The sequence below is a fragment of the Sinomonas sp. T428B genome (assembly GCF_056780155.1).
On sequence record NZ_JBRAZR010000001.1, the window covers coordinates 1,777,932 to 1,799,816 of the forward strand.

Annotated in this window: 16 protein-coding genes; 7 read left to right on the forward strand and 9 right to left on the reverse strand. The window is 72.5% G+C overall.

The annotated features are described in order from the left end of the window. Positions 1-11 precede the first annotated feature (11 nt). Complete coding sequence (locus ACUYMY_RS08205; protein WP_481703096.1) at positions 12-620, reverse strand: hotdog fold thioesterase; 609 nt, start codon at positions 618-620, stop codon at positions 12-14. Between the two features lie 121 nt (positions 621-741). Between ACUYMY_RS08205 and polA the strand changes: the two genes are divergently transcribed. From polA to rpsA, 3 genes are all read left to right on the forward strand, one after another. Beyond that, the gene (gene polA / locus ACUYMY_RS08210) at positions 742-3,411 is read left to right on the forward strand and encodes a DNA polymerase I (protein WP_481705006.1); all 2,670 of its coding nucleotides are present in this window, start codon (positions 742-744) and stop codon (positions 3,409-3,411) included. Next, positions 3,408-4,772: a GNAT family N-acetyltransferase gene (locus tag ACUYMY_RS08215; RefSeq protein WP_481703097.1), complete on the forward strand. Its 1,365-nt coding sequence runs from the start codon at positions 3,408-3,410 to the stop codon at positions 4,770-4,772. The genes polA and ACUYMY_RS08215 overlap by 4 nt, the downstream gene beginning before the upstream one ends. Before the next feature lie 158 nt (positions 4,773-4,930). After that, entirely contained in the window at positions 4,931-6,394 is a 1,464-nt protein-coding gene (gene rpsA / locus ACUYMY_RS08220; RefSeq protein ID WP_481703098.1) for a 30S ribosomal protein S1, read from the forward strand. Positions 6,395-6,516: 122 nt separating this feature from the next. Here the strand turns inward: rpsA and ACUYMY_RS08225 are convergent, their stop codons facing one another. Beyond that, on the reverse strand, positions 6,517-7,170 hold the full coding sequence (locus ACUYMY_RS08225) for an IMPACT family protein (protein WP_481705007.1): 654 nt from the start codon (positions 7,168-7,170) through the stop codon (positions 6,517-6,519). A 111-nt stretch (positions 7,171-7,281) separates the two neighbouring features. Between ACUYMY_RS08225 and coaE the strand changes: the two genes are divergently transcribed. The 3 genes from coaE to ACUYMY_RS08240 are packed head-to-tail and all read left to right on the forward strand — an operon-like array spanning position 7,282 to position 11,632. Then, complete coding sequence (coaE, locus tag ACUYMY_RS08230) at positions 7,282-7,917, forward strand: dephospho-CoA kinase (protein WP_481703099.1); 636 nt, start codon at positions 7,282-7,284, stop codon at positions 7,915-7,917. A 48-nt stretch (positions 7,918-7,965) separates the two neighbouring features. After that, on the forward strand, positions 7,966-10,074 hold the full coding sequence (gene uvrB, locus ACUYMY_RS08235) for an excinuclease ABC subunit UvrB (protein ID WP_481703100.1): 2,109 nt from the start codon (positions 7,966-7,968) through the stop codon (positions 10,072-10,074). After that, positions 10,067-11,632, forward strand: coding sequence for an MFS transporter (locus tag ACUYMY_RS08240; protein ID WP_481703101.1), 1,566 nt, complete (start codon positions 10,067-10,069; stop codon positions 11,630-11,632). Before uvrB ends, ACUYMY_RS08240 begins: the two co-directional genes overlap by 8 nt. Positions 11,633-11,723: 91 nt before the next feature. Here ACUYMY_RS08240 and ACUYMY_RS08245 read toward each other — a convergent pair whose 3' ends face one another. The 5 genes from ACUYMY_RS08245 to ACUYMY_RS08265 are packed head-to-tail and all read right to left on the reverse strand — an operon-like array spanning position 11,724 to position 18,030. Then, positions 11,724-13,166 (reverse strand): HNH endonuclease, encoded by a 1,443-nt coding sequence (locus ACUYMY_RS08245; RefSeq protein WP_481703102.1) that lies wholly within the window; start codon positions 13,164-13,166, stop codon positions 11,724-11,726. Further along, on the reverse strand, positions 13,091-13,510 hold the full coding sequence (locus tag ACUYMY_RS08250) for a hypothetical protein (protein ID WP_481703103.1): 420 nt from the start codon (positions 13,508-13,510) through the stop codon (positions 13,091-13,093). Before ACUYMY_RS08250 ends, ACUYMY_RS08245 begins: the two co-directional genes overlap by 76 nt. Positions 13,511-13,570: 60 nt before the next feature. Next, on the reverse strand, positions 13,571-14,923 hold the full coding sequence (locus ACUYMY_RS08255; protein ID WP_481703104.1) for an alpha/beta fold hydrolase: 1,353 nt from the start codon (positions 14,921-14,923) through the stop codon (positions 13,571-13,573). Further along, on the reverse strand, positions 14,920-15,444 hold the full coding sequence (locus ACUYMY_RS08260) for an N-acetyltransferase family protein (RefSeq protein ID WP_481705008.1): 525 nt from the start codon (positions 15,442-15,444) through the stop codon (positions 14,920-14,922). Before ACUYMY_RS08260 ends, ACUYMY_RS08255 begins: the two co-directional genes overlap by 4 nt. Before the next feature lie 24 nt (positions 15,445-15,468). After that, positions 15,469-18,030: a DEAD/DEAH box helicase gene (locus ACUYMY_RS08265; RefSeq protein WP_481703105.1), complete on the reverse strand. Its 2,562-nt coding sequence runs from the start codon at positions 18,028-18,030 to the stop codon at positions 15,469-15,471. A gap of 34 nt (positions 18,031-18,064) precedes the next feature. Here ACUYMY_RS08265 and ACUYMY_RS08270 point away from each other — a divergent pair, with 34 nt between their 5' ends. Further along, on the forward strand, positions 18,065-18,862 hold the full coding sequence (locus ACUYMY_RS08270) for a trans-aconitate 2-methyltransferase (RefSeq protein WP_481703106.1): 798 nt from the start codon (positions 18,065-18,067) through the stop codon (positions 18,860-18,862). A gap of 1 nt (position 18,863) precedes the next feature. On the opposite strand, the gene ACUYMY_RS08275 is transcribed toward ACUYMY_RS08270, so the two are convergent. Both ACUYMY_RS08275 and ACUYMY_RS08280 read right to left on the reverse strand, forming a co-directional pair. Continuing rightward, positions 18,864-20,117, reverse strand: a complete 1,254-nt coding sequence (locus tag ACUYMY_RS08275; protein WP_481703107.1) for a M20 family metallo-hydrolase — start codon at positions 20,115-20,117, stop codon at positions 18,864-18,866. Beyond that, entirely contained in the window at positions 20,114-21,808 is a 1,695-nt protein-coding gene (locus ACUYMY_RS08280; RefSeq protein WP_481703108.1) for an amidohydrolase, read from the reverse strand. The genes ACUYMY_RS08275 and ACUYMY_RS08280 overlap by 4 nt, the downstream gene beginning before the upstream one ends. Between the last annotated feature and the right edge of the window lie 77 nt (positions 21,809-21,885).

A 21,885-nucleotide genomic window follows, 5' to 3' on the forward strand; every position in this document is an offset into this window, starting at 1 on the left:
GGCCCCGGCCATCACGCGCGATGGGCGCGCGTCCTGTCCTTCGGCTCCGGGTTGTCGCGCAGGAGGTTCGTGATCCGCGCGCTGGCGAGGCGGCGGCCGTCCTCGTCGGCGACGACGATCTCGTGCGTCGTGAGCGTCCGGCCGAGGTGCACCGCCGTGCACGTGCCCCGGACGCGGCCCCGCACCCCCGGCCGGTGGTGGGTCACGTTGAGGTCGACGCCGACGGCGTGCCTGCCCGGCCCCGCGTGGAGGGAGGCCGAGAACGAGCCGAGGGTCTCAGCCAGCGCGGCGGAGGCGCCTCCGTGGAGGATGCCAGCGACCTGGGTGTTGCCCTCGACGGGCATCGTCGCGACCGAGCGCTCCGCCGTGAGCTCCTCGAAGACGATCCCCAGCTTGACCACGAGCGCGCCGACCCCGCGCTGCACGAGCCAGCCGCGCAGGTGGGCCGGGACTCCCGCGGCCTCGAGCTCATCCGCGATAGCGTCCGCTGCTCCGACGGGGCGACTCTCGGCCTCCCGGTAGTCTGCCTCCCGGTAGTCCGCCTGCCGGTGGTCCGCCTGCGGGGAGCCGACCCGCTGGGAATCCGGGGAGCCAGGCCGCTGAATGAAATTGTCCGCCATGGGAACTAGGCTGGCACCCGTGACTGAAACCAGCAAAACCACCCCCCTTCCCAGCCCGACGAGCACCGCGGGGGGTGCCGCAGGGGACAGGCCCCGGCTGCTGGTCCTGGACGGCCACTCGATGGCGTTCCGGGCGTTCTTCGCGCTGCCCGCGGAGAGCTTCCAGAACTCCGAGGGCCAGCACACCAACGCCGTGCACGGCTTCACGTCCATGCTCATCAACCTCATCCGGGACCAGAAGCCCACCCACGTCGCCGTCGCCTTCGACGTGAGCGATGAGACGACCCACCGCAGGACCGAGTACAGCGAGTACAAGGCCGGCCGCAACGCCACCCCGCAGGAGTTTGCGGGCCAGATCGACTACATCAAGAAGGTCATGGCCGCCCTGGGCATCCGGACCCTCGAGCTGCCGGGCCACGAGGCGGACGACATCCTCGCGACGCTCGCCGCCCAGGGCTCCGCCGCCGGCTTCGAGGTCCTGCTCGTCTCGGGCGACCGGGACACCTTCCAGCTCGTCAACGACGACGTCACCGTGCTGTACCCGCGCAAGGGCGTCTCCGACCTGCCCCGCATGGACGCGGCCGCGATCGAGGAGAAGTACTTCGTCCCGCCGTCCCGCTACCCCGACCTCGCGGCCCTCGTCGGCGAGTCAGCCGACAACCTGCCGGGCGTGCCCGGCGTCGGGCCCAAGACGGCCGCGAAGTGGATCGCGCAGTACGACGGCGTCGAGGGCGTCCTGGCTCACGCGGCCGAGATCAAGGGCAAGGCGGGCGAATCGCTCCGGGAGAACCTCGAGTCGGTCGAGCGGAACCGCAAGCTCAACCGGCTCCTGACGGACCTCGAGCTGCCGCTCACGCTCGAGGACCTCGCGGAGCCGCGCCCCGAGCGGGCGGCCGTCGAGTCGCTCTTCGACGAGCTCGAGTTCAAGACCCTCCGCACGCGCGTCTACGAGATCTTCGCGATGAACGCGGCGGACGCCCCCGAGGACGTCTTCGAGGTGCCGCAGCACACGGTCCCGGCAGACGACGCCGAGCTCGCGGCGGCGCTGTCGGCGCTGACGACGGGTGCAGCCGGCGCGGCAGGCACTGACGGCGCAGGGGGCGCGGCGCCCGTGGCTGTGGCCCTGCGCGCCTCGGGCGCGTCCCCGCGGCCCACCGCCGAGGCGATCGCCCTCGCGACGCACGACGCCGCCGTCGTCCTCCCGCTCGACGGCGCGGTCCCCGCCCCGCTCGCGGAGTGGCTCGCGGACCCCGCCGTGCCCAAGGCCATGCACGACTACAAGGAGGCCGCGAAGGCGCTCCGCGCGGCGGGCGCCGAGGTCGCCGGCGTGGTCGACGACGTCTCGGTCTCCGGCTACCTCGCCGAGCCCGATCGCCGCTCCTACGCCCTCGCCGACCTCGCCCAGCACCACCTCGGCGTGGACCTCGGGGCTGGCCAGCCTGCGACCGGCCAGCTCGCCCTCGACCTCGACGGCGGCGACGCCGCGGCCGGGGCGCTCGTGAAGGAGGCCGCCGTCGTGCACGCCCTGCACGCGCACCTCGCCCCGGCCCTCGCCGAGCGCGGAGCCGCGGGCCTGCTCGGGGACCTCGAGCTCCCGCTCTCGCGCGTTCTCCTGGACATGGAGTGGACCGGCATCGCCGTCGACACCGGGCACATCGCGAGCCTCATGGACCAGCTCGGCGCCGCGAGCGAGGCCGCGGCCCAGCAGGCGTACGCCGCGATCGGCCGCGAGGTGAACCTCGGCTCGCCCAAGCAGCTCCAGGCGGTCCTCTTCGACGAGCTCGGCCTGCCCAAGACGAAGAAGATCAAGACCGGCTACACCACCGACGCCGCCTCGCTCAAGGACCTCCTCGACCGGACGGGCCACCCGTTCCTCGCGGGCCTCATGGCCCACCGCGAGTCGAGCAAGCTGCGCCAGATGGTCGAGACGCTGCAGAGGTCGGTCTCGTCCGACGGCCGCATCCACACGACCTACGCCCAGACGATCGCCGCGACCGGGCGCCTGTCCTCCAACAACCCGAACCTCCAGAACATCCCCATCCGCTCCGAGGAGGGCCGGCGGGTCCGCGACGTGTTCATCGCAGGAGAGGGCTACGAGTCGCTCCTGTCCGCGGACTACTCGCAGATCGAGATGCGCATCATGGCGCACCTCTCGGGCGACGAGGGCCTCATCCAGGCCTACAGCGAGGGCGAGGACCTGCACCGCTTCGTCGGCTCGAGGATCTTCCACGTCGAGCCCGCGGACGTCACGGCCGAGATGCGCTCGAAGGTCAAGGCCATGTCCTACGGCCTCGCCTACGGGCTCACCTCGTTCGGGCTCTCCAAGCAGCTCGAGATCTCGGTCGACGAGGCGCGCACCCTCATGAAGGACTACTTCGACCGCTTCGGCGGGGTGCGCGACTACCTCCGCGGCGTCGTCGAGCAGGCCCGCCAGGACGGCTACACCTCCACGATCTTCGGGCGCCGCCGCTACCTCCCGGACCTCACGAGCCCCAACCGGGTCCACCGCGAGCTGGCCGAGCGCATCGCCCTGAACTCGCCCATCCAGGGCTCCGCGGCGGACATCATCAAGCGGGCCATGCTCGGCGTCGAGGGGCAGCTGCGCGAGCAGGGCCTCGCCTCCCGGCTCCTGCTGCAGATCCATGACGAGCTCGTCGTCGAGGTCGCCCCGGGGGAGGAGGAGCGCGTGCGCGCCCTCGTGGCCGAGCAGATGGGCTCCGCGGCGGAGCTCACCGTCCCGCTCGACGTCCAGATCGGCGTCGGCCGGACCTGGAACGAGGCGGGGCATTGACCGGATCCGATAGCACGGCCGCGCCGGAGGCCGAGGGCGAGCGGTTCGACGCGGGCGAGCCGTTCGACGACGGCGCCTACATCCTGCGCCGCTTCGCGCCGGGCCTCCCGGGGCAGGAGGGCCACGGCGCGACGCGGGACTGGCTGCGTGCGGTCGGGGCCGGCTTCTACGACAAGGCCCGCGACGACTCCTACCTCGACGCCGTGGCCGCCATGTACGCCGCCGACGAGCGGGAGCTCACCGGCGTCTACGCCCGCGGGCCCGTGCCGGCGGGGACGCTCGGCGAGCACATCCCCGTGGCCACGTTCGCGACGATGCGCAAGACCCTCAACACTGGCTTCGGCAAGCTCGTCCCGGCGCACCTCATCACCGCGGTGACAGTCCGGACGAGCCACCGCCGGCGCGGCCTCCTGCGCCGGCTCCTGAGCGCGGACCTCGCCCGGGCGAAGGCCGACGGCGTGCCCGTCGCCGCGCTCACGGCCTCCGAGGGCAGCATCTACCGCCGCTTCGGCTTCGGCGTGGCCACCTCGGAGCGCACGGTCACAGTGGACACGACCCGGCGCTTCGCCCTGTCCGCGGCGCCCGAGGGGCACGTCGAGGCGGCGGAGCCCTCCGCCCTGCTCGACCTGGGGCCGCGGATCTTCGCCCGCGTCCACCGGCTCACCCCGGGCTCGATCGACCGGCACGACCGCTACCGGCTCGCCGCGGCCGGCCGGTTCTCGCACGACGGCGGGCCGGACCCGGCGCTGCGGGCCGCCCTGCACATCGGCCCCGACGGACAGGCGGACGGCTACGTCGCCTACTCTTTCCGCGGCTGGGACAGCCAGCCGTACACGGTCGAGGTCAAGGACCTCGTCGCCGCTACGCACGCCGCGTACCTCGGGCTGTGGGAGTTCCTCGGCGCGCTCGACCTCGTCGAGCGCGTCGTATGGCGCGAGGCCCCGGCCGACGATCCGCTCGTGTGGGCGCTCGAGGACCCGCGCTGCGTCGCGGCGAAGGCGGCGCAGGACATGCTGTGGCTGCGGATCCTCGACGTCGAGTCGGCCCTCGCCGCGCGGGCCTACGACGCCGACGGCGAGCTCGTCCTGACCGTCACCGACCCGCTGAGCCTGGCCTCGGGAACCTTCCGCCTCGCCGTCCAGGGCGGCAGGGCGCGGGTCGCCCGGCTCTCGCCCGGGGAGACGGCCGAGGCCGACGCCCGGCTCGACGTCGCGGACCTGTCCTCGGTGTACTGCGGCGGGGTCAGCCCCGTGACCCTCGCCGCGGCCGGCCGGTTCACCGAGCTCCGTCCGGGGGCGGCGCTCTCGGCCCTGCGGCTCTTCGCCGTCGAGCGACCCGCGCACTGCCTGACGCACTTCTGATGCTTTTGACCGGCATTGCGGGCCGCGACTAGACTGGTCGGGCGCGTAGTACGCGCGTGCACGACACAATCCACACTCAGGCAGACTCCTGCGCGGCTGAGCCGCGGGCTCGGGGGACTGGCTGACCGACCAACTATCCACATCGGAGCCCCTACTACATGACCATCACCTCCACCTCGACGTCCGCTACGCCGCAGGTCGCCATCAACGACATCGGCACGGCCGAGGACTTCCTCGCCGCAGTCGACGCCACCATCAAGTACTTCAACGACGGGGACCTCGTTGAGGGCACCGTCGTCAAGGTCGACCGCGACGAGGTCCTGCTCGACATCGGGTACAAGACCGAGGGTGTCATCCCGTCCCGCGAGCTCTCCATCAAGCACGACGTCGACCCGGGCGAGGTTGTCGCCGTCGGCGATCAGGTCGAAGCCCTCGTCCTCACCAAGGAGGACAAGGAAGGCCGCCTGATCCTCTCCAAGAAGCGTGCCCAGTACGAGCGCGCGTGGGGCGACATCGAGAAGATCAAGGAGGAGGACGGCGTCGTCACCGGCACCGTCATCGAGGTGGTCAAGGGTGGCCTCATCCTCGACATCGGCCTCCGCGGCTTCCTCCCGGCCTCGCTCGTCGAGATGCGCCGCGTCCGCGATCTCGCGCCGTACATCGGCCAGAAGATCGAGGCCAAGATCATCGAGCTCGACAAGAACCGCAACAACGTGGTCCTGTCCCGCCGTGCGTGGCTCGAGCAGACCCAGTCCGAGGTCCGCTCGTCCTTCCTCAACAAGCTCGAGAAGGGCCAGGTCCGCCCGGGCGTCGTCTCCTCGATCGTCAACTTCGGTGCGTTCGTGGACCTCGGCGGCGTCGACGGCCTCGTCCACGTCTCCGAGCTGTCCTGGAAGCACATCGACCACCCGTCCGAGGTCGTCGAGGTCGGCCAGGAGGTCACGGTCGAGGTTCTCGAGGTCGATCTCGACCGCGAGCGCGTCTCCCTCTCGCTCAAGGCGACGCAGGAGGACCCGTGGCAGACCTTCGCGCGCACCCACGCGCTCGGCCAGGTCGTCCCGGGCAAGGTCACCAAGCTCGTTCCGTTCGGCGCGTTCGTCCGCGTCGAGGACGGCATCGAGGGCCTCGTGCACATCTCGGAGCTCGCGGTCCGCCACGTGGACCTCGCCGAGCAGGTCGTCTCCGTCGGCGACGAGCTCTTCGTCAAGGTCATCGACATCGACCTCGAGCGCCGCCGCATCTCCCTGTCGCTCAAGCAGGCCAACGAGGGCGTGGACCCGGACTCGACCGAGTTCGACCCGGCGCTCTACGGCATGGCCGCGGAGTACGACGAGGAGGGCAACTACAAGTACCCGGAGGGCTTCGACCCGGAGTCCAACGAGTGGCTCGAGGGCTACGAGGCGCAGCGCGCCGCGTGGGAGCAGCAGTACGCCGACGCCCAGTCCCGCTGGGAGGCGCACAAGAAGCAGGTCGCCCAGCACCTCGCCGACGACGCCGCCGCTGCGTCCGGCCACGAGGCGCTGCCGACGACCTACTCCTCGGAGGCCCCGGCCACCGAGGCCGGAACGCTCGCGTCCGACGAGGCCCTCGCCGCCCTGCGCGAGAAGCTCACGGGCAACTGATCCCGGCCTGGCCGGCTGACAGTCCCCTCGACTGACAGCCCGGCCGACTGATCGCCTGAAAGGGGCGGGTCCTGCACCGCAGGGCCCGCCCCTTTCGCGCGCCTGAGGTCATGCTTCGGGGCTCACCTCAGGTCCACCCACTCCGTCCCGAGGACGACGGCGTTTCCCGCCCCTCCCGTGAGGCCCGCTAGCCGCTCCGCGAACGCGGCCGCCGGGGCGTCCCCGTCCTCGATCGCGATCCGCAGGAGCGCCGCCTGCGGCCCGTAGTCGGTGCCGAGGACCTCGACGCCGGCCGAGCGGAGATCGTTCTCGAGCCGCCCGGCGCCCGCGTGCGGGGCCTCGACGCCGAGGATCCGGAGCCGGTCGCGGCGCACGAGCGGGGCCGCGGCGAGGGCCGAGGAGACGGACTCGGAGTACGCACGGACGAGCCCGCCGGCGCCGAGCAGGATCCCGCCGAAGTACCTCACGACCACGGCGGCCACGTCGCTCAGGTCCGCGACGCCGTCGTGCGTCTCGCGCTTGAGGAGGGCCTCGAGCATGGGGATGCCTGCGGTGCCGGCGGGCTCGCCGTCGTCGCTGCTGCGCTGGGTCCCGCGGTCGGGGCCGAGGACGAAGGCGCTGCAGTGGTGCCGCGCGTCGTGGAACTCTCGCCGGAGCTCCGCCACGAGGGCGCGGGCGTCGTCCTCGGTCTCGACCCGGCGCAGGACGGTGATGAAGCGGGACCGCTTGACCTCGAGCTCGTGGCGGTGCTCGCCGTCGACAGTCGTGTAGCGCACTGCGTGGCTGGGGGAGACAGGGCGGCTCGGGGGAGTGTCGCGGCCGGAGGATACAGCGCGGCGCGGGGAATCGGTCACCGGGCAAGTCTAGGCGGGCGCTAGGCTGGGCCCGTGCTGAGAGTTGGTCTGACGGGCGGGATCGGATCCGGGAAGTCCGAGGTGGCGCGCCGGCTCGCCGAGCTGGGCGCGGTCCTCATCGACGCGGACGTGCTGGCCCGCGAGGCCGTCGCCCCGGGCTCGGAGGGGCTCGCGGCGGTCGCCGCAGCGTTCGGCCCGGACGTCATCGCGGACGACGGCGGGCTGGACCGGGCGGCGCTCGGCGCCGTCGTCTTCGCGGACCCCGCGCGGCGCGCGGAGCTCAACGCGATCGTCCACCCCCGCGTCCGGGCCCGCGCGGCCGAGCTCGTCGCCGCCGCCGATGTCGCGGACCCGCGCGCCGTCGTCGTGCAGGACATCCCGCTGCTCGTCGAGACGGGCCAGGCGGGGAACTTCGACCTCGTCCTCGTCGTGGACGCCCCGGACGAGGTGCGCGTCGAGCGCCTTCGCCGGCGGAGCGGCCTGTCCGAGGACGAGGCCCGCGCGCGCATGGCCGCCCAGGCCACCCGCGAGGAGCGGCTCGCCGCGGCGGACCACGTCATCGAGAATGCCGGGACGCTCGGGGAGCTGCGCGACGCCGTCGACCGCCTCTGGCACGGGGTGCTCGTCCCGGCGGCAGCGCGCACTGCGGGCACCAGGGACTCGGGCTAGGCCCAGACACGGACACGACCTGTCCGCAGCCGGGCGTAGATTGGTTCCATGAGCCTTGCGCAGGAGATCAACCGCGTCGTCGCCCCCTTCAAGGTGGTCAGCGAGTACCAGCCGGCGGGGGACCAGCCCACGGCGATCGCGGAGATCGCGGAACGCATCACGAATGGTGAGAAGGACGTCGTCCTCCTCGGCGCAACCGGCACGGGCAAGAGCGCCACGACTGCGTGGGTCATCGAGAAGCTCCAGCGGCCCACGCTCGTGATGGTGCAGAACAAGACGCTTGCCGCGCAGCTCGCCAACGAGTTCCGCGAGCTGCTGCCGAACAACGCCGTCGAGTACTTCGTCTCCTACTACGACTACTACCAGCCCGAGGCCTACGTCCCGCAGACGGACACCTTCATCGAGAAGGACTCCTCCATCAACGAGGAAGTCGAACGGCTGCGGCACTCCGCGACCAACGCGCTCCTGACCCGGCGCGACGTCGTCGTCGTCGCGACCGTCTCGTGCATCTACGGCCTCGGCACGCCCGAGGAGTACGTCGCCGGGATGGTCACCCTCCGGCAGGGCATGGAGCTCGACCGGGACGCGCTCCTGCGGAAGTTCGTCTCGATGCAGTACGTGCGCAACGACGTCGACTTCCACCGCGGCACGTTCCGGGTCCGCGGCGACACGGTCGAGATCATCCCGATGTACGAGGAGCTCGCCCTGCGGATCGAGTTCTTCGGCGACGAGATCGAGTCGATCCACACCCTGCACCCGGTCACGGGTGAGGTGATCCGCGAGGAGACCGAGATGTACGTCTTCCCCGCGAGCCACTACATCGCCGGCCCCGAGCGCATGGCCAAGGCCATCAAGGCCATCGAGGACGAGCTCGCCGAGCGGCTCGAGACCCTCGAGTCGCAGAACAAGCTCGTCGAGGCCCAGCGCCTGCGGATGCGCACGACGTACGACCTCGAGATGATGCAGCAGATGGGCTTCTGCAACGGGATCGAGAACTACTCGCGCCACATCGACGGCCGCGGCGCCGGCACCGCCCCGCACTGCCTCCTGGACTACTTCCCGGACGACTTCCTCCTCGTCATCGACGAGTCGCATGTGACCGTGCCCCAGATCGGCTCGATGTACGAGGGCGACATGTCGCGCAAGCGCACGCTCGTCGAGCACGGCTTCCGCCTGCCCTCTGCGATGGATAACCGCCCGCTCAAGTGGGACGAGTTCCTCGAGCGGATCGGGCAGACCATCTACCTCTCGGCGACGCCGGGCAAGTACGAGCTCGGGAAGTCCGACGGCGTGGTGCAGCAGATCATCCGGCCCACCGGGCTCGTGGACCCCGAGGTCGTTGTCAAGCCGACCAAGGGCCAGATCGACGACCTCCTCGGCGAGATCCGGGACCGGGTCGAGCGGGACGAGCGCGTCCTCGTCACGACGCTCACGAAGCGCATGGCCGAGGACCTCACGGAGTACCTCATGGGCCATGGCGTGAAGGTCCAGTACCTGCACTCGGACGTCGACACGCTGCGCCGCGTCGAGCTCCTGCGCGAGCTGCGCCTCGGCGTCTTCGACGTCCTCGTCGGGATCAACCTCCTGCGCGAGGGCCTGGACCTGCCCGAGGTCTCGCTCGTGAGCATCCTCGACGCGGACAAGGAGGGCTTCCTGCGTTCCTCGACGTCGCTCATCCAGACGATCGGACGCGCGGCGCGCAACGTCTCCGGGCAAGTGCACATGTACGCGGACAAGGTCACCGACTCGATGGCCCAGGCCATCGACGAGACCAACCGGCGCCGCGAGATCCAGATCGCCTTCAACCGCGAGCACGGCGTCGACCCCCAGCCGCTGCGCAAGCGGATCGCCGACATCACCGACCAGCTCGCGCGCGAGGACCAGGACACGGCAAAGCTCGTCAAGCAGTTCGAGTACGGCAAAGGCAAGCGCGGCTATTCGGCGGCGAAGGCTGCCGGGGCCGGGCAGGCGGCCGTCCGGAAGGAAGGCCTCGCCGCCGCCCCCGCCGAGGACCTCCTCGGCCTCATCGAGCAGCTCACCGAGCAGATGCACGGCGCCGCGGCCGAGCTCCAGTTCGAGCTCGCCGCCCGGCTGAGGGACGAGGTCGCCGACCTCAAGAAGGAGCTCCGCCAGATGCAGGCCGCCGGGCATGCCTGAGCCGGAACAGCGGCGCGAGCCGCAGGCCGTCGTCGGCCCCGCCGAGGCCGGGGACCTGTCCACGGGTCGCGCCGCTGCCAGAGACGGAGCAGCTGCCGGGGAGGGGCTGGACTCCGACTCCGCCGTCCTGGCGGTCGACGGCGCGCGGCGGCGCATCCAGCGCCGCACCGTCGCGGTGCTCTCCATCGCGCAGCTGCTCAGCGGCATGGGCAACGGCGCGACGCTCGCGATCGGCTCGCTCCTGGCCGTCGAGTTCGGCGGGTCCGAGGCGTGGGCCGGGGCCGTGACGACGGTGCTCACTCTTTCGGCGGCGGTCGCGGCGCTCCCGCTCAGCGGCTACGCGTCGGTCCGGGGTCGGCGCCCGGCCCTCGTCACTGGCCTGACCGCCGCGGCGGCCGGCTCGCTCTTCATCGTCCTCTCGACCATGGCCTCCTCCCTCGCCCTCCTGCTGGTCGGCGGCGCGCTGCTCGGCGTCGGGACGGCCGTGAATCTCCAGTCCCGCTTCGCGGCCGTGGACCTCGCCGACCCGGCGCACCGCGGGCGCGACCTCTCGCTCGTCGTCTGGTCCATCACGCTCGGGGCCGTCGCTGGCCCGAATCTCATCAAGCCCGGCGCGGTCCTCGGCCAGGCCCTCGGCCTGCCGGAGTCCGCGGGGCCGTTCGTCATCTCGGTCACGGGCATGGTCATCGCCGCCGTCCTCCTCGCCGTCGGGCTCCGGCCGGACCCGCTCCTCGAGGCCCGCCGGACTCCGATGGCCGCGCCCGGGCCAGCCGCCGAACTCGCCCCCGGGCCTGCGGCCGCCCCGGCCCCGGTGACGGATCCCACCCCGGTGACGGATCCCACCCCGGTGACGGATCCCACGGCCGTCGTGCCCGCCCCGGCCGTCGCTTCGACGCCATCGCCCCCGCGGGGCGCCGTTCTGGGCCGCGGGCTGCGGGCCATCCGCTCCTCCCCGGGGGCGGGGCTGGCCGTGGCCGCGATCGTCGCGGCGCATGGGGTCATGGTCGCCATCATGTCGATGACCCCGCTCCACCTCCAGCAGTTGACTGTCGGGAGCGTCTCGGCGGCCGGGCATGGCCACGAGGGACACGTCAGCACTGACTCCTTTGCCCTCATCGGCTTCACGATCTCGCTCCACATCGCCGGCATGTTCGCGCTCTCGCCCCTCATGGGTTGGCTCTCGGACCGCCTCGGCCGCCGCACCGTCCTCGCCGGCGGCCACGGGCTCCTGCTCGCCGCGGTTGCCATCGCGGCCGTCGGGGCCGGGAGCGCGGCGGCCGTGACGGTCGGGCTCGTCCTGCTGGGCCTGGGATGGTCGGCTGCGACGATCTCCGGCTCTGCGCTTCTGGCCGAGAGCGTCGCGGAGGCAAACCGGGTCGAAGCCCAGGGTGTGACCGACACCGCGATGGGCCTCGCCGGGGCCTCGGGCGGCGCACTGTCGGGAATCGCCATGGCGCTCGTCGGCTATCCCGGACTTGCCGCCATTGCGGGCCTCCTGAGCGTCGCCGTCCTCCTGGCGGCTGCCATCACCCGGGGACCCAGCAGGGTTCAGGCATAGCTCGGGCATAGCGGGCTCGGGCGTAGCGAGCTCGCTCGTAGCGAGCTCAGGCCTAGCGAGCTCAGGCAACACGGTCAGTCGTGCGAGTGTGTCAGAACGGCGGCGGCGATTCCTCAGGCGGCGACTCGGGCAGCGATGTCTCGGGCGGCCTTTCGGGCGGGCGGGGCAGACCGGGCGTCGTGATGTGGGTGCGGCCAAGGGGTGAGGTCCAGGCGATCGTCCCGTCGGTGCCGGGCTGGGAGGCGGTCCAGTGTCCGAGGGTTTTGAACCGGTGGTGCTCCGAGCACAGGAGGGCGAGGTTGGCGGCGTCTGTGGTGCCGCCGTGGGACCATTCATGGGTGTGGTCGGCCTCGGTGTGGGGGTGGGTGCGGTCGCAGGCGGGGAAGCGGCATCCGGTGTCCCTTGCGGCGAGGAAGCGCCGCAGCGCCGGGGGCGGGGTGTAGCGGGTTCGTCCGAGGGCGAGCGGGGTGCCGGTCTGTGGGTGGGTGAGGATCCGCAGCCAGGTGTCGGCCTGGGCGGCCAGGCGGCGGGCGGTGGCCGCGTCGATGGGGCCGTAGCCGAGGATCTCGCCGGGTGCGTCGCCGAAGGCCAGGCCGGCCGCGGCGAGCTCGACGGCCGGGCCGTCGGAGGGGCTGTCGGCGAGTTCGCCGGAGGGGCTGTCGGCGAGTTCGCTGGTGGGGCCCTCTTCCGGGCAGGCTGCGGATTCGTCGCCCGGTTCCGAGTTCGCTGGCTCGGCCAAGCCCGGCCCGCCGGCTCGGCGATCGGCTGGGAGCGGCTGGGGGACGAGCGTCGTGGCGGGGACGGTCACGACGATCTCCATGCGGACTCCACCGCGGGGCGAGCCGCCGGTTGGGGCGCCGGCAGCCGGGGAGCCATCAGCCGAGGAGCCGTCGGTCGGGGCGAGGAGGATGTCGGTGAGGGCGTCGGCGCGGCGCTGCGCGGTGGTGCGGGGGTCCTGGGGGGATGCCTGGGCTCGGGCGGCGGCCTGGAGCCGGGCGTCGATGGCGGCGCCGGCCTCCAGCGGGAGGTAGGCCCAGAGGTGGCACATGCCGTCGTCGCCGGGCTCGAGGTCGACCCGGCGATGTTCCCGGGCCTGCCGGGCCCTGGTGGTGAGGGTCTGGGCGCTGTGCTCCTCGGCCATGCGCCGCAGCGCCCTCGAGAGCGCGGGCACGGAGGGCCGCTCCGGGCCCTGGGCCGCGGGCTGGGCCGGGCCGCCGGCGGGCTCGCCGGCGGGGGCGGCGAGGGCGACGGCGCGCTCGAGGAACCCCGCGACGTCGGCCGCGGGGACGGGGGCGGCGGAGCGCAGGATGGTCTGGGCCCGGGGCCGGTCCAGCCGGCCCTGCTGCAGCGCGGTGAGCACGGGGGCGGCCTCGGGCGCCGTCATCTCCAGGGCCTCGGCCACGAGCGCCCTTGCGGCCCGCGGGGGGAGGGAGCGCTCGGCGGCGATCTCGGCCGCCGTCAGGGACGGGGCCTGGGAGCGCTCGAGCGCGCCCGGCGCGTCCGCCCCGAGGAGGTTCGCGATCCCGCGGACCATGAGGACCCGCAGGCGTGCAGCTGTGCCTCGGCCGCGTCGGCGCCGGCCAGGCCCGCCATCAGCGCCTCGATAGAACGCTGCCGTCTGCGGGCAGCGGCCGCCGCCGGATGGAGGATCACGGGGCCGCCCTCGGCGTCCTCCTCCTCGGCCTCCCAGTCCCGGCACTCGTAGTCGGCCCGGCCGGGATCCGAGGCGGGGTCGTCGAGGTACGCCGGGTAGTCCCTGCCAGCCCACTCCCCGGCCTCGTCTGGGACCGGCTCGGGTTCCTTCACCCACCAGGGCTCGTCGGGAGCGCTCGACGGCGGCCGCCCGCCGTCGTTCGTCCCCTCCCGGAATTCCTCCATAGCCCCACCCCATCACGGGGGTCCGACACTTCTCGCGACGGCCGGAGGAGATCGCCAGGTTCAGCCGCCGACGTGGCCCGGACCGGCGACAGGGAGCGCCCCGCGCTCCCCGTCCGCCATGGCGAGGAGCCGCGCGAAGATGCCCTCGCCGTCGTCCGCGATGCCGTCGTGGTGGAAGTCCGCGGTCTCCCAGACGGCGAGCCCGCGGACCCGCCGGGCGGTATCCAATGACAGGCGACGGTCCACGAAGATGTCGTCGCGGTAGACGGCAGCGGCCACAGGGACGTCGTTGAGGGCGAGCCGCCCGGGGTCGTAGAGCGGGCCCCAGTCGCCCTTGGCGGCTAACGCCTCGGCGGTGTCGGCGAGCGGCACAAGGGCCGGGTCCTGCTCGAAGTACCACGGCATGATCATCTCGCCGAGCAGGAGCGGGGCCTCCGCGTCCGGCCGGAACGCGGGGAACTCCTCGAGGACCCGCCAGGCAGCCCAACCCGTGGCCGCGCCCTGGGCGTAGATCGACTCGTGCAGGAGCGCGTACAGCGGGTTCGGGGCGCGGGTCACTAGCTGGTGGACCTGGGCCAGGAAGGCATCCGAGAGCCGCGGCCCGTCCAGGCCGCGTGTGAAGGCGTCCTCGAGAAGGTAGTGCAGCTGGTCCACGCGCGTGTTCCCGCCGAGGAGGCCCCCGACGAGCTGGAACCGCTCGGGAGTCAGGCGCTCGCCGCTCGGGAGCCGCTCGTCGTGCTCGCGCAGATGCTCGACGACGGCGGTCACCGCCGCGCGGTCGCCGGGGTACCAGCCGAAGTACTGCTCGTTGCGCTCGGCGACGCGCGCGTACGTGGCCCGGTAGACGTCGTCGGCCGTCGCGTCGAGCGGGGCGAGCCCGCCCGTGATGATGGCCCGGCGCAGGCCCTGCGGCGCGAGCGAGAGGTAGGTGAGCGTGCAGAAGCCGCCGTAGCTCTGCCCGAAGACGGTCCAGGGGCCGGAGCCGAGGGCGCGCCGGATGGCCTCGCAGTCGAGCACGATCGAATCGGCGCGGAAGTGCGCGAGGTAGGCCGCCTGCTCTGCGGGGCCGCCCCGCATGGGGAGGGTCATGCGGTCCGCCGGCGTGGAGAGGCCTGTGCCGCGCTGGTCGAGCATGAGGATGCGGAAGTCCCGTGCGGCCTCCTTCATCCACCCGCTCAGGCCCGTCACGCGGTTGCCGCGGCCTCCCGGGCCGCCCTGCAGGAACACGAGCCAGGGCAGCCGCTCGACGGCCGACGGCGGGTGCGCGGCGGAGCTGTACTCGCGGGCGAAGACCTCGAGGTGCTCCCCGTCGGGGCGCCCGTGGTCCAGCGGGAGCCGGAAGACGTGCTCAGCCGTGCGCAGGCCCCGGAACTCGTGGCGGCCGAGGACGCGGTGCCCGGGGGCGCCGTTCATGCGGGGGAGCCGAAGTCCGCGAGCGCGTCGCCGGTGAGCCGGAAGGTGTCCCACTCCTCCATCGGGTGCGCGCCGAGGCCCCGGTAGAAGCCGATCGAGGGCTCGTTCCACTTCAGGACGCTCCACTCGACCCGGGCGTACCCGCGCGCGACGGCGATGCGGGCGAGCTCCTGCAGGAGCGCCTTGCCATAACCGAGGCCGCGGGCCTCGGGGCGGACGTAGAGGTCCTCGAGGTAGATCCCGTGCGTGCCCTCCCACGTCGAGTAGTTGAGGAACCACAGGGCGAAGCCCGCGATCCTCGGCGAGCCCTGCGCGCCGTCGGCCCCCGGAGCCTTGCCGTCACTCCCGACGTCCTCGACCACATGCGCGAAGATCGCCGGGTTCTCGCCGAAGAGCTGTTCCGTGAGCGCCTCGACGGTGTTCTTGACGGCGTCCGGCTCCCGCTCGTAGGCCGCGAGCTCGCGGATGAGCTCGAGGATGGCGGGCACGTCGGCGGGCTCAGCGGGACGGAGGGTGGCCACGGAGGAAGGACTCATGGCACCAACCTAACCGCCGAGGCGGCCGATCGCGGTGACCCGGATGACGGCGGTGCCGGTCTCGTCGCTCGCGTCGAGGTCGACGTCGGCCGAGAAGCCCCAGTCGCGGTGCCCGGCCGGGTCGTCGAAGATCTGGCGCACGTGCCACACGCGGGGCTTGGCCTCGATGACGAGCAGCTGCGGGCCTCGGGCGTCCGGGCCGGTGCCGATGTCCTCGTGCTCCTCGAAGTAGCCGTCGAGGGCCTCCTCCCATTCCTGCACTCCGAAGCCGGCATCGCCGTCGAGCTCCGCGAGCGCCGCCGAGTCCTCGTCCGCGAACAGCTCGACGCGGCGGAAGAGCTCGTTGCGGACCATGACCCGGAAGGCCCGGAGGTTGGACGTGAGCGCCGGGGGAGGGGGCGGCGGGGCGTCGTGGGTGTGCAGGTCGCGGCCGCTCGTGAGCTCCTCCCACTCGTCGAGCAGGCTCGAGTCGACCTGGCGGACGAGCTCCCCGAGCCACGCGATGAGGTCCTCGAGGTCCTCGCGCAGGGCGTCCTGGGGGACGGTCTGGCGCAGGGCCTTGAACGCGTCGGTGAGGTAGCGCAGGACGATCCCCTCGCTCCGCGCGAGGCCGTAGAACTGGACGTACTCGCCGAAGTCCATGGCCCGCTCGTACATGTCCCGGACCACCGACTTGGGGGCGAGCTCGAAGTCCGCCACCCACGGGGCGTGACGCCGGTAGGTCTCGAACGCGGCCTCGAGGAGCTCCTTGAGCGGCTCGGGGTAGGTCACGGCGTCGAGCTGCGCCATGCGCTCGCTGTACTCGAGCCCCTCGGCCTTCATCGCGGCGACGGCGTCGGCGCGGGCGCGCTTGAGCTGGGCGGAGAGGATCTGCCGCGGCTTCTCGAGCGTGGCCTCGATGACCGAGACGACGTCGAGGGCGTACGACGGCGACTCCGGGTCGAGGAGGTCGAGGGCCGCGAGCGCGAACGGGGAGAGGGGCTGGTTGAGCGCGAAGTTCTCCTGCAGGTCCACGGTGAGCCGCAGCGAGCGCTCGCTCGCGACGTCCTCAGCCGTCAGCTCCGCCGCGGGGATCCGCTCGACGACGCCGGCGCCGAGGAGCTCGCGCAGGATCCCGAGCGCGCGGCGCATGAGCCGCAGCTGAGAAGCCCGCGGCTCGTGGTTCTCGCCGAGGAGCCGGCGTGCCGCCGTGAACGGGTTGCCCCGGCGGGCCATGAGGTTCAGGAGCATCGCGTGGGAGACCGTGAAGCTCGAGGACAGCGGCTCGGGCTGCGCCTCGACGAGCCGCTCGAAGGTCGGCTTCCCCCACGAGACGAACCCCTCGGGGGGCTTCTTCTTCACGACCTGGCGCAGCTTGCGCGCGTCGTCGCCGAACTTCGCGCGAGCCTTCTCGAGCGCGCGGTTGTTCTCGACGACGTGGTCCGGCGCCTGCACGACGACGGTGCCCGCCGTGTCGAAGCCAGCCCGCCCCGCGCGGCCCGCGATCTGGTGGAACTCCCGGGCGTTGAGGAGCCGGGTCCGGTTCCCGTCGAACTTGCTCAGGGCGGTGAGCATGACGGTGCGGATGGGCACGTTGATGCCGACGCCGAGGGTGTCCGTGCCGCAGATGACCTTGAGCAGGCCTGCCTGGGCGAGCTGCTCGACGAGCCGGCGGTACTTGGGCAGCATGCCCGCGTGGTGCACGCCGATCCCGTGCCGGACGAGCCGGTTGAGCGTCTTGCCGAAGCCGGCCGCGAAGCGGAAGCCGCCGATGAGCTCGGCGATCCGGTCCTTCTCCTCGCGCGTGCACATGTTGACACTCATCAGCTGCTGGGCCCGCTCGATCGCCTCGGCCTGGCTGAAGTGCACAACGTAGACGGGGACCTGCTTCGTCGCGAGGAGCTCCTCGAGGGTCTCGTGGACCGGCCGCTCCTCGTAGTAGTAGTGCAGCGGGATGGGGCGCTCCGCGTGGGCGACAGTCGTCGTCGTGCGCCCCGTGCGCTCGGCGAGCTCGTCCTCGAAGCGGCTCACATCCCCGAGCGTCGCGCTCATGAGGAGGAACTGGGCCTGCGGGAGCTCGAGCAGGGGGACCTGCCACGCCCACCCGCGCTGCGGGTCGGAGTAGAAGTGGAACTCGTCCATGACGACGGGGCCGAGCTCGGCGTCCGCCCCCTCGCGCAGGGCGTGGTTGGCGAGGATCTCCGCGGTGCAGCAGATGATGGGGGCCTCGGGGTTCACGGCCGAGTCGCCCGTGACCATGCCGACGTTCTCGGCGCCGAAGATCTCGCACAGCGCGAAGAACTTCTCCGAGACCAGCGCCTTGATCGGCGCCGTGTAGTAGGAGCGCTGGCCGGTGGCGAGGCCGTGGAAGTGGGCCGCGATCGCGACGAGGGACTTGCCGGAGCCGGTCGGGGTGGCGAGGATCACGTTCGAGCCGGAGACGAGCTCGAGCACGGCCTCGTCCTGGGCGGGGTAGAGGGACAGGCCGCGTCCCTCGGCCCAGCCGACGAACGCGTCGTACACCTCGTCCTGGAGGGACCGGGACGGGTCGGGGCGGCCGGAGGGAGCGGGAAGGAGCGTGTCGAGTCGCATGGCGCCTCCAGCCTATCGGCACTAGCGTTGACCCATGAGCTCGCTGACGTGGGATCCGGCAGTCTACGCCGCCTTCAACGACCACCGCTCGCGGCCGTTCTTCGACCTCACGGCGCGGATCGCGGCCGAGGCGCCCCGCCGCGTCGTCGACCTCGGCTGCGGCACCGGGCAGCTGACGGCGGCGCTCGCCGAGCGCTGGCCGGGCGCCGACGTCGAGGGGGTGGACAGCTCCGAAGCCATGCTCGGCACGGCCCGTTCCTCAGGCGCCGGGCTCTCCAACCTGCGCTTCACGCGGGGGGACATCGTCCACTGGGAGCCGGAGGACGACGTCGACGTGGTCGTCTCGAACGCGGCCCTCCAGTGGGTGCCGGGGCACCAGGGGCTCATGGGCCGCTGGCTCGAGCAGCTCGCCCCCGGGTCCTGGCTCGCCGTGCAAGTGCCCGGCAACTTCCAGTCGCCCTCGCACGTCCTCCTGCGCGAGCTCGCGGAGTCCATCCAGTGGGAGCACCGGCTCCGCGGGGTCCTGCGGCACACGGACGCCGTGTCCGAGCCCGTGGAGTACTTCGGCCTCCTGCGCGAGGCCGGATGGGAGGCGGACGTGTGGGAGACCACCTACCTCCAGGTGCTCGAGGGGGAGGACGCCGTCCTGAACTGGGTGCGGGGGACCGCCCTCCGGCCCGTCCTCGACTTGCTCACGCCGGAGGAGGGCCGGCAGTTCGAGGAGCAGTACAACCAGCTCCTCCTCGACGCGTACCCCCCGACCGAGCGCGATGGCGTCACGACGGTCGTGTACCCGTTCCGGCGCATCTTCTGCGTCGGGCGGCGGATGTAGATCAGGCGGTCCCGAGCTCCCCGCGCACGAGCCCTCGTACCACCTCGGTGAGCAGCTGGACGCCGCGCACGGCGTCGTCGTCGCGCGTGAACTCGGCCTCGTTGTGCGAGATGCCCTCGACGCTCGGTACGAATAGCATCACCGTCGGCACGACGTCCTTGAGGTTGGTGGAGTCGTGCCCCGCCACCGTCATGATCGTCGTGTGCGTGAAGCCGAGCCGCTCGGCGCTCGCGGTCCCGAGGGCCACGCCCTCCGGCTGGTAGGCCACGAGGCCCCAGCGGTGCGTCTGCTCGAGGCTGATCTCGGTCCGCGAGCGCGCCTCGGCGTCGGCGATCCACTTGTCGAGCATCTCGGTGGCCCGCGCGAGCACGTCCTCGTCGGGAGAGCGCAGGTCCAGGTTCGTGACGACCTGGCGGGCGATCGTGACCGGCGAATTCGGGAGGACGTACAGCTCGGAGACCGAGGTGTGCAGGAGGCCGGGCTCGAACTCCGCGGCCAGTTCCCGTGCCGCGGCGATGACCAGGGCGGCGCCGTAGAGCGCGTCCCGACGGTCCTCCATGCGGGTGGCCCCGGTGTGGGACTGCGCGCCGTCGACGGTCACCCGGTACTTCGCGGCGGCCCACGTGCGGTCCACGATGCCGACCTGGGTGCCGCTCTCCTCGAGGCTCCGGCCCTGCTCGATGTGGATCTCGGCGTAGCGGGCGACGTCGGCGAGCACCGGCGCGCTCCCGTCCGGAGCCCGATGCCCCGCGGCGAGCGCCTCGGCCACCGTGACGCCGCTGGGATCCGCCGTGGCGCGCGCGCCGGCGAGCGGGAGCTTGCCGGTGAAGACGCCGCTGCCCATCATGCTCGGCGTGAAGCGGCTGCCCTCCTCGTTGAACCAGTTGACGACGGCGACGTTGTACACCGCGTCCAGGCTCCCCGCGCGGGCCTCGGCGGCGACGCGCGCCCCGGCGTGGGCGGCCGCGAGCACGCCGTAGGCACCGTCGTACCGCCCAGCGAGGGGCTGCGAGTCCAAGTGCGATCCGATGAGGACGTAGGGGGCGCCGGGGACGAGCTCGAGGGTGCCGAACTGGTTGCCCGCCTCGTCCACGGACTCGGTGTAGCCGTGGCGGCCGAGCCACTCGCTGAACCACCGCCGGGTCTCGTGGTCGGCGGGCGTGCCGGCCTGCCGGTCGACGCCGCCGCCCGGGGTCGCCCCGAAGCGCGACATGGCGGCGAAGTCGGCGAGCAACTCGGTGTCGGTGGTGCTCATGCACGATCCTTTCCAGCGAAGGCTGCGGCGGAGTCTGGGGTGTTCGTCAGAGTGGGGAAGTTCTCCTCGCCGAAGCGGAGCTCGCCGCCCACCATCGTGCCGAGCACGCGGGTCGCCCCGATGCGCGAGGGCTCGACGGCGGTGGGGTCCTGGTCGAGGAAGACGAGGTCGGCGAGATACCGGGGCGCGAGCATGCCCTTGAGGTGCCCGGTTCCCGTCGCCTCGGCCGAGCCGGTGGTGTAGGCGGCGAGCGCTTGGGCGGCGGTGATCCTCTCCGCCGGGCCGTAGACCTCGCCCGAGGGGGTCAGGCGCTCGACGAAGGACTGCATGACGTCCAGGGGGCGTCCCTTGGACACCGGCCGGTCCGAGCTCCCCGGCAGGAGCGCGCCCCGGTCGAGCAGGCTCTTCGCCGGGTAGGACTGGGCCGTGCGTTCGGGGCCGAGGAGGCGGGCCATGCCGTCCCCGAACTCGGTGATGAAGTGCGGCTGCGGGACGAGCACGATGCCGGCCGCGGCGATCCGGTCCAGCTGCTCGGGGCGGACCACGCCGCCGTGCTCGATGCGGTTGGGCAGCGCGTTGGGGCCGTACGTCCGCTGCGCCTCCTCGATGATCTCGATCGCGTGGTCGACGGCGCGGTCGCCGATGGCGTGGATCGCGAGCGCCCAGCCGGCCCGGTAGGCCCCGAGCGCGGCCGTGCGGAGCTTCTCCGGCGCCATCTGCAGGTAGCCGTGGTTGTGCGGGCAGCCCACGTACTCCTCGCTCACGTAGGCCGTGCCGCCGAGCAGCGACCCGTCGCTGAACACCTTGACCGATCCGAGGCGGAGCCAGTCGTCGCCGAGGCCTGAGCGGATGCCGCCGTCGAGCCCCCGCGCGGCCGGATCCGTCGCGTGGCCGGGCACCTCGTGGAGGGCGTCGAGCACCATCATCGGCTGCATCCTCACGCTCAGCAGCCCCTTGTCCCTCGCGCTCTGGTAGGCCGCGAACTCGCGGGGGGAGTAGCCGATCCAGCCGCCGGCAATCCCGGCGTCGGTGACGCTCGTGATGCCCTCGGACAGGTAGTGGGTCGTGGCGATGTCCAGCGCGCGCTCGATCGTCTCCAGGGGGTAGGGCAGCATGAGGTCCTGCACGAGCCGCATGGCGTTCTCCTCGAGCAGCCCCGTCGGCCGGCCGTCGTCGCCCACGACGACGACTCCGCCGTCGACGGGCGCGGCGAGGGCGGCCCTCTGGGCGACCCGGGCGAGGGCGGCGCCGTTGAGCGTGCACGCATGGCCGGAGGAGTGCTTGATCCAGACCGGCCGGCCCCCTGCCGCCGCGTCGAGCCGGTCGCGGTCCGGCTGCTGGCCCCCGAGGAGGAGCGGGCTGAAGCCCGAGGCGATGACCCACTCGTCGGGTCCGAGCGGCGCGGCCGCCTCGGCAATGGTCCGGTAGACGTCCTCGAGGCTCGTCACGGAGCCGAGGTTCGCCTCCATGAGGCCGAGCCCGAACCACACGCTGTGCGCGTGCACGTCGTTGAAGCCGGGGACCACCGTGGCCCCGCCGGCGTCGATCAGGCGGGCGCCCTCGAGGCCCAGGCCCGGATCCGGGTCGACGGCGAGGATCCTGCCGTCGTGGACCAGCAGGCTGTCCGCGAGCGGGCGCGAGGGGTCCTGCGTCAGGATTCGGGCGTTGCGGATCACCAGGTCGACGAGCATGAAAAACATTCAACGCTGGGACTATGCCACCCGCAATGGACAAAGGCCGCCGCTTTCGCCCGTCTGCTTAAGCATTT

Coding starts and splice junctions, on each gene's coding strand:
- ACUYMY_RS08205 (WP_481703096.1), bottom strand. CDS start 620: ATGGCGGACAATTTCATTCAGCGGCCTGGCTCCCCGGATTCCCAGCGG.
- polA (WP_481705006.1), top strand. CDS start 742: ATGGCGTTCCGGGCGTTCTTCGCGCTGCCCGCGGAGAGCTTCCAGAAC.
- rpsA (WP_481703098.1), top strand. CDS start 4,931: ATGACCATCACCTCCACCTCGACGTCCGCTACGCCGCAGGTCGCCATC.
- uvrB (WP_481703100.1), top strand. CDS start 7,966: ATGAGCCTTGCGCAGGAGATCAACCGCGTCGTCGCCCCCTTCAAGGTG.
- ACUYMY_RS08240 (WP_481703101.1), top strand. CDS start 10,067: ATGCCTGAGCCGGAACAGCGGCGCGAGCCGCAGGCCGTCGTCGGCCCC.
- ACUYMY_RS08245 (WP_481703102.1), bottom strand. CDS start 13,166: ATGGTCCGCGGGATCGCGAACCTCCTCGGGGCGGACGCGCCGGGCGCG.
- ACUYMY_RS08250 (WP_481703103.1), bottom strand. CDS start 13,510: ATGGAGGAATTCCGGGAGGGGACGAACGACGGCGGGCGGCCGCCGTCG.
- ACUYMY_RS08255 (WP_481703104.1), bottom strand. CDS start 14,923: ATGAACGGCGCCCCCGGGCACCGCGTCCTCGGCCGCCACGAGTTCCGG.
- ACUYMY_RS08265 (WP_481703105.1), bottom strand. CDS start 18,030: ATGCGACTCGACACGCTCCTTCCCGCTCCCTCCGGCCGCCCCGACCCG.
- ACUYMY_RS08270 (WP_481703106.1), top strand. CDS start 18,065: ATGAGCTCGCTGACGTGGGATCCGGCAGTCTACGCCGCCTTCAACGAC.
- ACUYMY_RS08275 (WP_481703107.1), bottom strand. CDS start 20,117: ATGAGCACCACCGACACCGAGTTGCTCGCCGACTTCGCCGCCATGTCG.
- ACUYMY_RS08280 (WP_481703108.1), bottom strand. CDS start 21,808: ATGCTCGTCGACCTGGTGATCCGCAACGCCCGAATCCTGACGCAGGAC.